This window comes from Streptomyces sp. NPDC055955, assembly GCF_042270245.1.
GTDB lineage: Bacteria > Actinomycetota > Actinomycetes > Streptomycetales > Streptomycetaceae > Streptomyces.
In genome coordinates this window covers 258,979-273,586 of sequence record NZ_JBHJYS010000007.1, presented here as the reverse complement: position 1 = coordinate 273,586, position 14,608 = coordinate 258,979, and the positions used below count along the sequence as shown (strand labels likewise).

10 protein-coding genes and 2 tRNA genes are annotated in these 14,608 nt (G+C 71.8%); 2 read left to right on the top strand and 10 right to left on the bottom strand.

Annotated features, from left to right (window positions below; genetic code table 11):
* Window positions 1–41: 41 nt before the first annotated feature.
* Both ACFC96_RS17030 and ACFC96_RS17025 read right to left on the bottom strand, forming a co-directional pair.
* Window positions 42–114, bottom strand: a tRNA-Arg gene (locus ACFC96_RS17030).
* 186 nt (window positions 115–300) lie between these two features.
* Window positions 301–391: transfer RNA gene (locus tag ACFC96_RS17025), tRNA-Ser, on the bottom strand.
* Between the two features lie 241 nt (window positions 392–632).
* On the opposite strand from ACFC96_RS17025, the gene ACFC96_RS17020 reads away from it, so the two are divergent.
* Together ACFC96_RS17020 and ACFC96_RS17015 are read left to right on the top strand one after the other, a co-directional pair.
* On the top strand, window positions 633–1,079 hold the full coding sequence (locus tag ACFC96_RS17020) for an SSI family serine proteinase inhibitor (protein ID WP_376255971.1): 447 nt from the start codon (window positions 633–635) through the stop codon (window positions 1,077–1,079).
* 287 nt (window positions 1,080–1,366) lie between these two features.
* A complete protein-coding gene (locus ACFC96_RS17015; RefSeq protein ID WP_376612927.1) occupies window positions 1,367–5,602 on the top strand; it encodes a PAS domain-containing protein in 4,236 nt (1,411 codons plus the stop codon).
* 179 nt (window positions 5,603–5,781) lie between these two features.
* On the opposite strand, the gene ACFC96_RS17010 is transcribed toward ACFC96_RS17015, so the two are convergent.
* The 8 genes from ACFC96_RS17010 to ACFC96_RS16975 all read right to left on the bottom strand — a co-directional run bounded on the left by ACFC96_RS17010 (window position 5,782) and on the right by ACFC96_RS16975 (window position 14,502).
* On the bottom strand, window positions 5,782–7,431 hold the full coding sequence (locus tag ACFC96_RS17010; protein ID WP_376612925.1) for a long-chain fatty acid--CoA ligase: 1,650 nt from the start codon (window positions 7,429–7,431) through the stop codon (window positions 5,782–5,784).
* Between the two features lie 109 nt (window positions 7,432–7,540).
* On the bottom strand, window positions 7,541–8,182 hold the full coding sequence (locus tag ACFC96_RS17005) for a SigE family RNA polymerase sigma factor (protein ID WP_376612924.1): 642 nt from the start codon (window positions 8,180–8,182) through the stop codon (window positions 7,541–7,543).
* A gap of 195 nt (window positions 8,183–8,377) precedes the next feature.
* Window positions 8,378–9,382, bottom strand: coding sequence for a glycoside hydrolase domain-containing protein (locus ACFC96_RS17000; protein WP_376612922.1), 1,005 nt, complete (start codon window positions 9,380–9,382; stop codon window positions 8,378–8,380).
* A gap of 91 nt (window positions 9,383–9,473) precedes the next feature.
* On the bottom strand, window positions 9,474–10,640 hold the full coding sequence (locus ACFC96_RS16995) for a lipid-transfer protein (protein ID WP_376612921.1): 1,167 nt from the start codon (window positions 10,638–10,640) through the stop codon (window positions 9,474–9,476).
* Window positions 10,637–11,128 carry a MaoC/PaaZ C-terminal domain-containing protein gene (locus tag ACFC96_RS16990; RefSeq protein ID WP_376612919.1) on the bottom strand — a complete coding sequence of 164 codons (492 nt, stop codon included), beginning with the start codon at window positions 11,126–11,128 and terminating at the stop codon, window positions 10,637–10,639. Before ACFC96_RS16990 ends, ACFC96_RS16995 begins: the two co-directional genes overlap by 4 nt.
* Before the next feature lie 65 nt (window positions 11,129–11,193).
* Window positions 11,194–12,294 (bottom strand): acyl-CoA dehydrogenase family protein, encoded by a 1,101-nt coding sequence (locus ACFC96_RS16985; protein WP_376612917.1) that lies wholly within the window; start codon window positions 12,292–12,294, stop codon window positions 11,194–11,196.
* A gap of 1 nt (window position 12,295) precedes the next feature.
* The gene (locus ACFC96_RS16980) at window positions 12,296–13,255 is read right to left on the bottom strand and encodes a bifunctional MaoC family dehydratase N-terminal/OB-fold nucleic acid binding domain-containing protein (protein ID WP_376613018.1); all 960 of its coding nucleotides are present in this window, start codon (window positions 13,253–13,255) and stop codon (window positions 12,296–12,298) included.
* An 8-nt stretch (window positions 13,256–13,263) separates the two neighbouring features.
* Window positions 13,264–14,502 (bottom strand): acyl-CoA dehydrogenase family protein, encoded by a 1,239-nt coding sequence (locus ACFC96_RS16975; protein WP_376612915.1) that lies wholly within the window; start codon window positions 14,500–14,502, stop codon window positions 13,264–13,266.
* Window positions 14,503–14,608: the final 106 nt, after the last annotated feature.

Genomic DNA, 14,608 nt, shown 5'->3' with positions numbered 1-14,608 from the left:
AAAGGCCCCGCCGGGCGAACCGGCGGGGCCTTTGATCTGTGTGCACTCGGCAGGATTCGAACCTGCAACCTTCTGATCCGTAGTCAGATGCTCTATCCGTTAAGCTACGAGTGCTTGTTCTGTTTTTGTCTCGTTCCCGGCCCCTTCGGCCCGTTCCCGGCGACAGGAAGAACATTACATGACTGCCGCCGTCATGTGAAATCCGATCGCCGCACCCCTTGTGAGCTGGGCAAACAGCGTCCCGCAGGTCCGAAACACCGAAGCCCCGGTCCATCAGGACCGGGGCTTCGGATCTTGGAGCGGAGGCGGAGGGATTTGAACCCTCGATGGGCTTTAAGGCCCAAACCGCATTAGCAGTGCGGCGCCATAGACCGGACTAGGCGACGCCTCCAGCACGACCGCCCGCGCGAGCGCGAGTGGTGCGTCCAGATGATGACACAGCAGCGCGCCGTGTCACCAATCGGCCCCCACGGTACTAGGCGTCCCGGCCGGAGACAAAGCACTTCTGTTCGTCCTCGTGTTCCGAGCCCACCGCAACATCGCGGGCCGCCCGGCGTTAGACGCGGTGGAGCCGCTCGGCACGGTGCGGTTCCTCGGCCTTCCCCTCTCCCTCATACGTGGAGCCCCTCATGTTGCTGCGCCGCATCGCCCTCACCGCCGCGTCCGCCGCCGCGTTCTGCGCGGTCCCCGCCGCCGCCCACGCCGACACAGGACCGCTCGGCCTCACCCAGCTGTTCGCCGGGCCCGCCGCCCAGGATCAGTTGCGGGTCACCGTCACCGACACGGGTGACGGAAGGGACGGGACGTACGAGCTGGAGTGCGGACCCTCGGGCGGCAGCCATCCGGAACCCGCGAACGCGTGCGCGCGGCTCGACGAGCTGTCGGCGAACGGCCACGACCCGTTCGCGGCACCCTCGCCGGACACCCGGTGCACGATGCAGTACGGCGGCCCCGCGACGGCCCGCGTCACCGGAACGTGGCACGGCCGGCCCGTCGACGCGTCCTACAAGAGGACCAACGGCTGTGAGATCTCTCGGTGGCAGGGACTCGTTCCCGTGTTGCCCGCGACCGGTCGGTGAACGAGGGCGGGCCATTGTGTGGGGAACGTGCCAAGGCGCGCGGCGGCTCCGGACACCCTGTGACCAGGCATATGCCCGCGCAGGCGCCGCCGTCGCGCGGCCGGGTGGAGCCACGCACCCACGCATCTTCATTCCACGGGCACATCTTCCGCGTGCGACCTCCCTCTCATCCGGCGCCGCGACCGCAACCTCTGCCCGTAGACTCCCTCCCGTGACATGCCGCGAGCCACGTAGGAAGATGGCTCGCGCGGTCGGCAAGGTGCGGTAATCAGGGAGGAAGCGTCGTCGTGAGCAGCAGGCCATCCCGAGGCGCTGCTCGCCTCGCAGCCATACTCGACGCGCTCCCGGACGCGCTGGTGCTGGTCAACGCCAACGGGACCGTCGTCAACGCGAACACCATCGCCCTGGAGGCCTTCGAGGCCCCGGGCACCGCTCTCGTGGGGCGCGGACTGCTCGATCTGCTGCCCGAGTTCGACTCGCGGCTCATCCCCGGATCGATGCGCAGGCCCGACACCACGGACGAGCGCGGGCGCACCAAGCCGACCCGGATGATGGCCCGCCGCACCGACGGCAGCGAGTTCCCCGTCGAGGTCACCAGCGCCAATCTCGCCGACGGCCGCGACGCCGTCGACGGCTACGGCAACAGCTCCTACGGGAGCGGAAGCTACGGCAGCGGCGCCTCCGAGCTCCTGATGCTCGTCGTGCGCGACCTGTCGGGGACCGTCGACACCGAGGCCGAACTCGCGCGTTCGCAGCGCCAGACCGAGATGATCCTGCGCGCCGCCGCCGAGGGCGTCGTCGGCACCGACACCGACGGCCGGATCGTGCTCGTCAACCCGGCCGCCGCGCAGATCCTCGGCTTCCGCGCCAGTGACCTGGGCGGGCAGGAACTGCACGCGCTCGTCCTCCACTCACGCGCCGACGGGGAGCCGTTCCCGTACGAGGAGTCCCCGCTCGCCGACACCCTGCGCTCCGGGCGCAAGCACCGGGTGCGCGGGCAGGTCCTGTGGTCGAAGAGCGGCGAGCAGGTGCCCGTCGACATGACGACGGCGCCCGTGCGTGACGGTGACCAACTGGTCGGCGCCGTGATGACGTTCACCGACCGGCGGCCCTACGACGAGCTCGTCGTGGCGCACGCGGAGGAGATCGACCGGCGCGACAAGGAGACGGAACGCGCCGCCACGGAACACGCGGAGGCGCTCGCCCGCACCGTCGAGGAGCATGAGGCGCAGACCGCGCGTACCGAAGAGGCGCACGCGGCCGAACTCGCCACGATCACCGAACAGCACGCCGAGGAACTCTCCGCCGAGAAGGACCGGATCGCCGCTCTCGCCGAGCGCGAGAAGGACCGTTACGAGGCCCTCGCGGCCCGGCACGAGCAGCTCCTCGCCGTCCTCGGCCAGTCGCTGCGCGGCCCCCTCGACGAACTGCGCGGCCAGCTCACCACCTTGGCCGCGGACGACGCGGGCCAGCTGTGGCCCGAGGCCAACCAGATCCTGCACCACCTCGCGGCCGGCTACAGCCGCATGACCACCCTCGTCGACAACGTGCTCGGCTACCAGCTCCTCGACTCCGGCGACGTGCAGCTGACCCGTACGAACGTGATGCTCGACGCGGTCGTCGCCGCGGGCGTCGACGGTGCGGTCGAGCTGATCGGGCCCGGGCGCGCGCAGTTCGCCGTGCACGCCCCGCCCATCGAGGCCGAGGTCGACGCGGCGCGCCTGGCCACGGCGCTCGCCCACCTCGTCGCGGACGTCGCGGGCATCGACGCCACCGGCAACGCACGCGTGGGCGTCGTTCCCACGAGCGGCGTCGGCGGATACGTGGACTCGACGATCGTCGTGGCGGCGGCGCTGCGCGGCGAGAGCGTCCGTATCGAGGTGCGCGGGCCCTACACGGGCGGCGACCCGGTGCACGAGCCCATCGTGCGCGGCATCGTGCGGGCGCACGGCGGTGTGCTCCAGACGCACGAGGTGCCCGGGATGAGCGGCAGCGCGTACGTGCTGGAGGTGCCGATCGGAGGCGGGGCCGGGGCGGTTCCGGTTGCCGGTCCGTCGGGTGTTGTCGGGGTGGCCGGTCCTGGTACTTCTGTTCCCGGTACGGCTGTCGAGGTCGCTTCGGCTGCTGGTCCCGCCCGTACGGCGGTCGGTGCCGAGGCCGGTGCGGGGCTGCCCGAGCAGGCATCGGGTACGCGCGGCGGGCGGCGGCGGGCACGGCGCGCTTCGGGCGCGTCGGTGGACTCGTTCCTGGAGAGCGGTGTCGCGGGGGCCGCGGGTGCGGTGCCGGGTGTCGACGAGGCCGGACAGGGCGACGGCTCGGAGGCCGCGGCTCCGACCGGGCGGCGCAGGCGGCGGGCCGAGGAGTCCGCGGCGGGTGCGCCCGGGAGCGCTCAGGGGCAACTGCCGGCGCAGGCCACGCAGACTCCGGCCGGCGGGACGCCTGCCGGTGACGCGGGGGCCGGGACCGGTACGGGGCGTCGGCGCGGGAGGCCCAATCCGGCCGAGGCCGCCGTTCCGGCGGGAACCGATGCCGGTCCCGGTACCACCGAGGGTTCCGTGATGACCGCTGCCGAACACGCGGCTGGTTCCCCCGCCCTGGGTGAGACCGTGCCGCCGCAGGGTGTGCCGGTCGGAGCGTCCTCGGGCCGCCGAGCGCGGCGCAACCCCGAGCAGGCCGCACTGCCCGCCGGTGGTTCGAGCGCATCGGGTGCGTCGAGGGCTTCCGAGGCGTCCCAGGCCGGCCAGAACGTCCCCGCGGGGCGTCGCGCGCGCCGCGCTCTCGGCAGTGCGCCGGAGCGGGAAGCCGAACAAGCCGGCGCCGCGCGCACCGTGTTCGCGCTGCCGCCCGCGGAGGCCGACCGGACGACGCCCGAGCCGGACATCGCCACGGACGCCGACGCAGATACGACTGCGGGTACGGGTACAGGTACGGGGGCTGACGGCGAGCGGCACGATGCCGCAGAGCGTCACCCCGCCGACGACCACACTCCGCCGCAGCCCCACCCTGTCCAGACGGTTCCGGGCGCGCGCGCCGCGCTGCCGCCGGAGAACGGTGCCAGGCCCCGCGCCGCGCAGCCCCTGCCCGCGGAGGCCCCGTCCGCTGACCCCAACTCGACTCAGGGCCGCGCCATAAGCGTGCGCACGCTGGGCCAGGGCGTTCCCTTCGGACGTCAGATCGCCGAGCAGCAGCGCCCGCCGCGACCGCAGCCGGCGGCCCCCGGCACGGCCCAGCCGCTGCCGAACCCCGCGGTCCCGAACCAGCAGGCGCCCGCACAGCCGAACCAGGCCGGCCCGGCGACGGGCAAGCAGCCCGGTCCGCAGGCGAAGCAGCCGTCCGGCGCGCAGGGCGGTCCGTCCGGCCCGAAGACCGGACAGCAGCCCGTTCAGTCGCCCGGCGGCAACCCGTCGCTCCAGGTCCCGCTGCCCCCTCAGGTCCCGCAGTCCGCGGCGGCTTCTCAGGAACAGACGCAGCACACGCTCGGCGGCTCCGGCCGTCGCCGCAGGCTGTCCACCCGGCCGGACCCCGCCGGCACCCAGCCGGAGGCCGGAGCCCGCCCGCACCCGCAGTCCCCGTCACAGTCGTCGCCGACGCAGCCGAAGGCTCAGCCCCAGACGCCGTCCGGCCAGTCCCAGCCCGGTCAGCCGCAGTCGCTGCTGTCGTCGTCCTCGGAGGGCCGCGGACGTTCGTACGCGATCGGCGCCCCCGACCAGGACGCCGACGAGGGACCCGAGCCGCTGGACGGGCCCGGTGGCGCCGTCGAGGTGGCGATCCGGCCCCAGCCTCAGCCGATGGACGACGAGCTGCCCCCGGAGCCGCTCGACAACCCACGCCGCCTCCTGGTCTGGCCCGCGCCCGACGCGACCACGCAGCAGGCCCTGAGCGACCGCGGCTACCGACCGGTGACCGTGCACTCCCGCGAGGAGGTCGACGCGCAGATCGCGGCCTTCCCCGCCGCGCTCTTCGTCGACCCGCTGACCGGCCCGATCACGCGCACCGCCCTCCAGTCGCTGCGCCAGGCCGCCGTGGCCGCCGAGGTTCCCGTCCTGGTGACGGCCGGGCTCGGACAGGCGACGCGCGAGGCCGCGTACGGGGCCGATCCCGCCGTCCTGCTGAAGGCCCTCGCGCCGCGGGACAGCGAGCAGCACCCGTCGCGCGTCCTGCTCATCGAAGAGCGCGAGGAGATCGCGCTCGCGCTCACCGCGACGCTGGAACGGCGCGGGATGCAGGTCGCGCGGGCGAGTTCCGACGCGGACGCGGTGACGCTGGCCGCGCAGATGCGGCCGAACCTCGTGGTGATGGACCTGCTCCAGGTGCGTCGCAGGCGCGCCGGAATCGTCGACTGGCTGCGTGCGAACGGCCAGTTGAACCGCACGCCCCTCGTCGTCTACACCGCCGCCGTCGAGGAGGCCGACCTGCCGCGCCTGGCCGCGGGCGAGACCGTCCTGTTCCTGGCGGAACGGTCGACGAGCGACGAGGTGCAGGGCCGGATCGTGGACCTGCTCGCGAAGATCGGCACCAACTGAGGAAGCCGTCACAGCGAAACCCACAACTGACAGACAGGGGCGGCCCGTTCGGGCCGCCCCTGTTTCACGTGAAACCGTCGCCGAGCTCCGGGTTCGGAACAGTGACGTGGGCTCAGGGCCCCTGATGTCGCGGGCTCAAAGCCATGATGCTGTGGGCGCAGAGCAGTGACGCTGCGGGCTCAAAGCCGCGTGATGTCCAGCTCCCCGTCCGCGTACTGCTTGCGCAGCACCTTCTTGTCGAACTTGCCGACGCTCGTCTTCGGCACCGCCGTGATCACCGTCCAGCGCTCCGGGAGCTGCCACTTGGCGACCTTCTCGCCGAGGAACGCGCGCAGGATCCCGAAGTCGGCACTCGCGCCCTCCTTCAGGACCACGGTGGCGAGCGGGCGCTCGCCCCACTTCTCGTCGGGGACGGCGACGACGGCCGCCTCGGCGACGTCCGGGTGGGACATCAGGGCGTTCTCGAGGTCGACGCTGCTGATCCACTCACCGCCCGACTTGATGACGTCCTTGGCACGGTCGGTGAGGGTGAGGAAGCCGTCGGGGCTGATCGTGCCGACGTCGCCCGTCTTGAGCCAGCCGTCGGGGCTGAACTTGTCGGAGGGGCGCAGCGGTTCACTGTCGGGGCCCGAGTAGTACGCGCCGGCGATCCACGGACCGCGGACCTCCAGCTCACCGGCCGACTCGCCGTCCCAGGCCAGCAGTTCGCCGTCCGGACCCGACAGACGCGCCTCGACGCCGGCCGGGAAGCGGCCCTGGGTGAGGCGGTACGCGAACTCTTCGTCGGTGCCGACCGCCGCGGCCGGCGGCCGGGCGACCGTACCGAGGGGAGACGTCTCCGTCATGCCCCACGCGTGGCAGACCCGCATGCCGAGCTCGTCGAAGGCCTTCATGAGCGAGGGCGGACAGGCCGAGCCACCGATGGTGACCTGCCCGAGCGAACTCACCTCACGGGGCTTCGCGGTGAGCTCCGCGAGCAGGCCCTGCCAGATGGTGGGTACGGCCGCGGCGTGCGTGGGGCGCTCGCTCTCGATCATCTCGGCGAGCGGCGCGGGCTGCAGGAAACGGTCCGGCATCAGCATGTTCACGCCGGTCATGAACGTCGCGTGCGGCAGGCCCCACGCGTTCACATGGAACTGCGGCACCACGACGAGCGAGGTGTCCTCGTCGGTCAGGCCCATGGACTGCGTCATGTTGACCTGCATGGAGTGCAGGTAGATCGAACGGTGCGAGTAGACGACGCCCTTGGGGTCGCCGGTGGTGCCGGAGGTGTAGCAGAGCGCGGCGGCCTGGCGCTCGTCGAGCTGCGGCCAGTCGTACGTCACCGGCTTTCCGGCGATGAGCTCTTCGTACTCGTGGACCTGGGGGCGCGCTCCGTCGAGGAGCGAACGGTCGCCCGGACCGGAGACGACGATGTGCTCGACAACCGGCAGGGACGGCAGGAGCGGCGCGAGCAGCGGCAGCAGGGAGCCATTGACGATGATCACGCGGTCGGCCGCGTGGTTGACGATCCACACCAGCTGCTCGGCGGGGAGGCGCAGGTTCAGGGTGTGCAGTACGGCGCCCATGGAGGGGATCGCGAAGTAGGCCTCGACGTGTTCCGCGTTGTTCCACATCAGGGTCGCGACGCGGTCGTCGTCCACGATGCCGAGGTCGGCGCGCAGAGCGTGCGCGAGCTGGGCGCTGCGGTCGCCCATCTCGGCGAAGCTCCGGCGCTGCGGCCCGCTCTCACCGGTCCAGGTGGTCACCTGGGACGTGCCGTGGATCATCGACCCATGGGTCAGGATCCTCGAGATCAGCAGTGGTACGTCCTGCATCGTGCTCAGCACGGCGTCCTCCCGGTGGGCGCTACGGCGCAGTAATGTTCCGCCGATTCTCACCGCATACCAGTCGGTATGTCACTAGCCCAGGGAATGATCGATCAGCGAGTCGTCCCGGTCAGCCCTTGGCCGGGCGCAGTTCCGGGTCCTCGCGGAGCTTGCCGAGGGCCCGCGAGACCGCGCTCTTGACCGTGCCGACGGACACCCCGAGCACCTCGGCCGTCTGTACCTCACTCAGGTCCTCGTAGTACCGCAGCACGACCATCGCGCGCTGCCGGGCGGGCAGCTTCATGATCGCGCGCCACATCGCGTCGTGCAGGGCCTGGTGCTCGGCCGGATCGGCCGCCGCCACGGTCTCCGGCTCGGGCAGCTCGTCGCAGGCGAACTCGTCGACCTTCCTCTTACGCCACTGCGACGTACGCGTGTTCAGCAGGGCCCGGCGCACATAACCGTCGAGCGCCCGGTGGTCCTCGATGCGATCCCACGCCACATACGTCTTGGTGAGCGCGGTCTGGAGCAGGTCCTCGGCGTCGCACGGGTTAGCGGTCAGCGACCGGGCGGTCCGCAGCAGTACGGGCTGACGCGCCTGCACGTACGACGCGAACGACGGGTACGACTTGTGCGGCGCGTACGGCGTCGCGTGAGCAGCCGGCGCGTACGGCACCGGGTGGGAAGAGTGAGGCGTCATCGCGGCTCGCGGCGCGCTGCGCGTCGCGGCATCCGATGCACAGGAGCAGACAGGCGCCATGGTTGCGGTCATGGCTCCACGCTAGGAGCGCCCCCTACCCTCGCGGATCGGCCGCAGGTCCCGAAGCGGTGTCCGCCTCAGGTTGTAGGAGTGGTGGTATCCCCACCTCCTGAGGGTGGAGGACGCGGTCCGCACCCCTGAGGGTTCATCCCTGACAGCCATTCCATGGGTTCCTTCCACTCTGCCACTCCCGCGGACCGGGGCGGCTCATCGGATGCGGGCCACCGGCGCGTGCACCAGATTCCGGTCGATGACGAGGCTCCGCCCGCCGTGCCGCTCCTTCACGTTCCCCGCGTACTGGTGGATCCTGCGCCGCGAACTCCAGGGGGACCCGCGCAGCACGGGCTCCCGGACCAGCCGGGGCCGCGTGTGCCAGCGCGCGAACCAGATCACCGACGGCAGATCCCGCGCCCCCGCCCGCGCCGCTGCCCGCATGTGCGCCACCCCGGAATCGGCACTGCTGTAGAACCCGGGCACGTAACCCTTCCGGCGCACCTGCCGGTCCCAGCCCCGCACAAAGGTGAGCGTCGTACGGGCGCACTTCTTCTGCCGGTACTTGTACGCCTCCATGTCGAGATAGAGCGGGCTGCCCGGCCGGATGCCGACGGCCCGCGCCCTGCTCACGGCGTCCCGCCCCTCCCTCAATCCCTGGCTCCAGGGGTGACGGCCGACGCGATAGACCTTCTTGGAGCCCGCGACGACACACGGCGACTGCGAACCGACGTACAGCGGAAGCACCCTCCACCCCAGCCGCTGCACCCCCTTCATCCAACGGTGCCCGAGCCGGGGCTGATGACGACAGGCCCGCCCGCGGCCCCCGTAGTACACGCCCACCGCCCCGTACTTCGACGACCGCCAGCGCCGCATGGTCTCGAGCGACGGCGCCTTGCACGTGTCGAACGCCAGCCCGCTGAACATCCGCGGACCGGAGAGGGCGGGGAGCAGGGATGCGGAGGAGGGGCCGCCGGCGGCAACCGGTGCCGCCGAGGCCCCGGCCGAGCCGGTGGCGCGGCCGTCGGGTGCGACGTCTCCGAGCACGGAGCCGGGGACGGTGGCGAGGTCGGGCAGAGCGAGGCCGGGCAGGGTGAGGTCGGCCAGGGGGTCGGCGTCGGGGCGGGCGTCGTGTGTCGGAGGCGGCGGGGGGGAGCCGGGTTGGGCCTGCGCCGACGCGGGAAGGGCGGTCAGCGCCATCAGGAGCAGGACCAGACCCAAGACCAACTTCCGGCGGTGCCTACGGCGAGTGCGGTGCATAGGGCGAGTGAAGGGGCCAGAGGGCGCACAGGACCCGGGACACACCCCGCGTTCATCCGTCCGCTCCCAGAATCAGACCCGATGTGGGGACACCGGTCCCCGCGGTCACCAGCGCCGTGGCGGCGCCGGCTATCTGGTTCACCGCCGTGCCCCGCACCTGTCTGACCGCCTCCGCTATGCCGTTCATCCCGTGCAGGTACGCCTCGCCGAGCTGCCCGCCGTGGGTGTTGAGCGGGAGCCGACGCTCCGCCACGAAGTCCGCCGCCTCACCGGGCCCGCAGAACCCGAATTCCTCCAGCTGCATCAGCACGAACGGCGTGAAGTGGTCGTAGAGGATCCCCACGTCGATCTCGCCCGGCGTCAGGCCCGCCGACCGCCACAACTGCCCTGCCACGACTCCCATTTCGGGCAGGCCCGTCATGTCGTCCCGGTAGAAACTCGTCATCTGCTCCTGGCCACGCCCCGCCCCCTGGGCCGCCGCCCTGATCACGGCGGGACGGTACGGGAGGTCACGGGCTCGCTCGGCGCTGGTGACGACGATCGCCTGCCCGCCGTCGGTCTCCTGACAGCAGTCGAGCAGCCGCAACGGCTCCACGATCCACCGCGACGCCGCATGGTCCTCCAGCGTGATCGGCTTCCCGTGGAAGTACGCCGCCGGATTGGTGGCAGCGTACGCGCGGTCCATCACGGCGACATGACCAAACGCCGCGGGGCCCAGGCCGTACGCGTGGAGGTAGCGCTGCGCCGCCATCGCCACCCAGGACGCGGGCGTGAGCAGTCCGAACGGCAGCGCCCAGCCGAGCGCCGCTCCCTCCGCCGACGGCTCCCGGTGCTGCACCCCGGAACCGAACCTCCTGCCCGAGCGTTCGTTGAACGCCCGGTAGCAGACGACCACTTCGGCCACCCCGGCCGCCACGGCGAGCGCGGCCTGCTGAACGGTGGCGCAGGCCGCGCCGCCGCCGTAGTGGACCCGGGAGAAGAACGAGAGGTCCCCTATCCCGGCCGCCTGCGCGACGGTGATCTCCGGACTGGTGTCCATGGTGAACGTGACCATGCCATCGACGTCGGCGGGGGAGAGCCCGGCGTCGTCGAGCGCCGCGCCCACCGCCTCCACCGCGAGCTTCAGCTCACTGCGCCCGGAGTCCTTGGAGAACTCGGTCGCCCCGATCCCGACGATCGCCGCCCGCCCGCCGAGACTGTCCTTCACCCGCACACTCATGCCGGCCTCCCCGGCGCCGAGGGACGGGACGGCGTGCTCGCGAGGCTCGCAGGGCTCGTGAGACCCGGCAGCGTGACCGTCACGGTGCCGGTGACGTGTGTGCCCAGCCCGTTGACCCCGACGATTCGCACCACCACCGTGGCGCCCCCGCTGTCGGCCTCACCCTCGCTCCCGTCTTCGGTTTCGGTGACCGTTCCTGTCAACACCATCGTGTCCCCCGGGTAGTTGGGCGCCCCCAGCCGTATGGCGACCTTGCGCAGAACCGAAGCGGGGCCGAAGTGATCGGTGATGTAGCGGCCGACGAGTCCGTTCGTCGTCAGGATGTTCATGAAGATGTCGGGGGAGCCCTTCTCCTTCGCGAGCTCCGCGTCGTGGTGCACGTCCTGGTAGTCACGGGACGCGATGGCCCCGGACACGATCAGCGTCCGGGTGACCGCGATCTCCAACGGCGCCAGCTTCGCGCCGACCTCGGCCCCGATCCCTGTCATGCCGTCCGCCCTCGCCACTTCCCCCTCCTCCCGGCCCCTTGCCGCCCGATCCGTTCCCGCCGCCTTCACTTCCGCGCCGCCCATGCCGCCCCCGCCTCCTCCGTACCGCTCCTGTCACCTTCGGCGATCAAATCGCCCAGCTCCGCGAGCAGTTCACCCCCGCACCCCAGATACGCGTCGAGCTGCCTGCCCCACAGAAAATGCCGGTGTACGGGATGCTCCAGGTCGGCGCCCATGCCGCCGTGCAGATGCTGTCCGGCGTGCACGACCCGTCTGCCCGCTTCCGACGCCCACCAGGCCGCGGTCAGCGCATGGCCCACGTACGGCAGCCCCTCGTCCCGTCGCCACGCCGCCTCGTACGCGGTGACGCGGATGGCCTCCGTGTCCATATAGGCGTCGGCAGCCCGGAGTTGAACCCCCTGCTTCGCGGCGAGCGGTCTGCCGAACTGCTCCCGCTCGTTCGTGTACTCCACGGCACGCGCCAGGGACCCCGCGCAGACCCCGGCCTGGAGTCCCGCGAACGCGGTCCGTGTCATCGCCAGGATGTCGTCGTATGCGCCGGGCCCGCCGATCCTCTCCGCCGGCGCCCCGTCGAGAACCAGCCGGCCCGCCGACCAGGGCGCGGTGAGCTCGACCGCGTCGCGGCCGGCATCGGCCGTACGCACGCTCCACAGGCCCCGGTCGGCCGCCGCCACCAGTACCCAGGACGCGTCCCGGAGCCAGGGAACCCAGGGCACCACCCCTGTGAGCCGCCCCGTGCCCCTGCCCGTCCCCGTCTCCCCGGCCTCCGCTCCCTCGACCCGCACCCCACCCTGCGCGGGGAACGCCCCCGTGGCCACCTCTGTCCCGTCCCGCAGCCCCGGCAGCAACCGGTCCCGCTGCTCAGGGGTGCCATGCCTCGCCACCGCGAGCAGCCCGTACGCGCAGCTGGCGGCGAACGGCACCTGCGCCGTCGTCCGTCCTTGCTCCTCCAGCATCAGCACGAGCCCGAGCAGCCCGGTCTCCTCCACCGCCTCCGGCAGCCCCGCGGAGCCGAGCGCCTTCCACAGCTCGGAGTCCGTTCCCGTGCCGGCCGCCGCCAGGCGCTCGGGGGTCGACAGGTCACCGAAGATCCGCGCGGCCAGGTCGGCCGCGGCCATCTGGTCCTGCGTAGGCGTGAAGTCCACGTCAGCCCTCCCGTCCCGCAGCGACACTCGCAGCAACCCCTACAGCCGCACCGTCACCGGGGCGGAAGACCGGCAGCTCCAACTCCTCGTCGACCCGCAGGAACTCGAGCCGAACCGGCATACCTATGCGGACCTTGTCGTACGGCACACCCACCACATTGCTGATGATCCGGACGCCTTCGGCCAGCTCGATCAGGCCCACCGCGTACGGCGGGTCGAAGGCGGGGAAGGACGGATGGTGCATCACCACGTACGAGAAGACTGTCCCCTCGCCGCTCGCCTCGACCGTGCTCCAGTTCTGCGAGGCGCACGCGCCGCACCCCGGCAGCCAGGGAAAGCGCAGCGTCCCGCACGCCTCGCAGCGCTGGATGAGGAGGCGGTGCTCGCGGACCCCGTCCCAGAACCCCGCGTTGTCCCGGTTCACGACCGGGCGGGGTCGTCGGACCTGCTGCTGCCCCGCGCCCACCGCTCCCGCCGCCCGCCCTGCCCGCGACGCCGGGGCGTACTTGAGGATCCGGAAGCGATGCGTCCCGGCGAGCTCGCCGTCTGCCCTGACATCCATGCGCGTCGTGACGAAGTGGCCCGTGCCCAGCTTCGTCGTCTTGCGCTCGGACACCGACTCGATCACCGCGTCGAAGGTGATCGCGTCACCGGGCCGCAGCGGACGCAGATACTCCTGCTCACAGTCGGTGGCGACGACCGAGGTGTACCCCGCACCGTCCAGCAGCGCGGACAACTCGTCGTAGGCGCCGCTGCGCCCCTGGTGGCCGGAGAGCCCACCCATCGTCCAGGCCTGGAGCATGGTCGACGGCGCTACGGCGTCGGGCCCCTCGTAAGCGGGGTTCGTGTCGCCCATCGCCTCGCACCAGTGCCTGATCATCGGCTCGTTGACCAGGTCCCTGCCCACCCCCGCGGTGGCCGCGGGCAGCCCTTCGAAGGCCTTCAGCGCCTCGTACGTCATGTCGCCGGTCACCGCCGCCCCCTCCTCATCCCGAGCCGCATCGTCGCGACGATCTCCCGCTGCACCTCGCTCACTCCGCCCCCGAACGTGTTGATCTGCGCCGCCCTGTTCATCCGCTCCAGCTCCCCCTCCGCCGTCCCACCCCAGGCACCACCGCCCGACCCGCCACCTGCGCCACCGCCACGCGCGTCACCACCGGCCCCACCCCCGAACGCCCCCGGCGACCCGGCTCGAACCAGCGCCGCGTCTCCCGCGATCTCCTGACACATTCGGTACACCTCGACCGCCGATTCGGTTCCCATGACCTTCACGCCGCTCGCGTCGCCCGGCGCGAGGCGCCCCGCCCCGACATCCCCCACCAAACGCCAGTTGAGCAGGCGCGTTGCCGCCAGACGGGCATGCACCTCGGCCAGCCGCGACCGCACCCACGGCAGGTCGATCCGGCGTTCCCCCGTCACCGGATCGGGTGAACGAACCGCTTCGAGCACCGCCGCGTAGAAGTCCTCCGCCTGCATCCCGATCGCGGCGAGCGCGACCCGCTCGTGGTTGAGCTGATTGGTGATGAGACCCCAGCCGCCGTTCTCGTCCCCGACGAGATTCGAGGCGGGGACGCGGATCCCGTCGTAGTACGTGGCGGTGGTGGTCAGGCCGCCGACGGTCTCGATGGGCGTCCAGCTGAAGCCGGCGGCGTCCGTCGGCACGAGAATGATCGAGATGCCCTGGTGCTTGGCGGCCCCGGGATCCGTTCGGCAGGCCAGCCAGATCCAGTCGGCGTTCTGCGCGTTCGACGTGAAGACCTTCTGCCCGTCGATGATCCAGTCGTCCCCGTCGCGGACGGCCCGCGTACGCAGCGAAGCCAGATCGGTCCCCGCCGACGGCTCGCTGTACCCGATCGCGAAGACGAGTTCGCCCTTGAGGATCCTCGGCAGGAAGTACGCCTTCTGCGCCTCGGTCCCGTACTTGATCAAGGTCGGCCCGACGGTGTTCAGGGTCACCATGGAGACGGGCGCGCCCGCGCGATACGCCTCGTCGAAGAAGACGAACTGCTCGTCGGCCCCCCGGCCTCGGCCTCCGTACTCGACCGGCCAGCCGAGCCCGAGGAGGCCGTCGGCACCGATGCGGCGCAGCAGGCGCCGCTGGGCCGTTCGATCGTCGTGGGCGGGCGGCCCGTCCGGCATCAGTTCCCGGAAGTAGGCGCGCAGTTCGGCGCGGAGTTCATGCTGGCGTGCGGTGGGGGCGAGGTGCACGGCGGCGGCCCTCCCGGACCTCGTACGAACAAGGGTCTCTGACCGTCCTTTTCTGACTGACCGTCAGATTCGGTACGACTGTCCGCCAGGTTCGGTACGGGTGTCA

Excerpts from the sequence above, each read along its gene's own strand:
- ACFC96_RS17005 (WP_376612924.1), bottom strand. The coding sequence starts at position 8,182 with ATGACCGCAACCATGGCGCCTGTCTGCTCCTGTGCATCGGATGCCGCG.
- ACFC96_RS16995 (WP_376612921.1), bottom strand. The coding sequence starts at position 10,640 with ATGAGTGTGCGGGTGAAGGACAGTCTCGGCGGGCGGGCGGCGATCGTC.
- ACFC96_RS16990 (WP_376612919.1), bottom strand. The coding sequence starts at position 11,128 with ATGACAGGGATCGGGGCCGAGGTCGGCGCGAAGCTGGCGCCGTTGGAG.
- ACFC96_RS16980 (WP_376613018.1), bottom strand. The coding sequence starts at position 13,255 with ATGACGTACGAGGCGCTGAAGGCCTTCGAAGGGCTGCCCGCGGCCACC.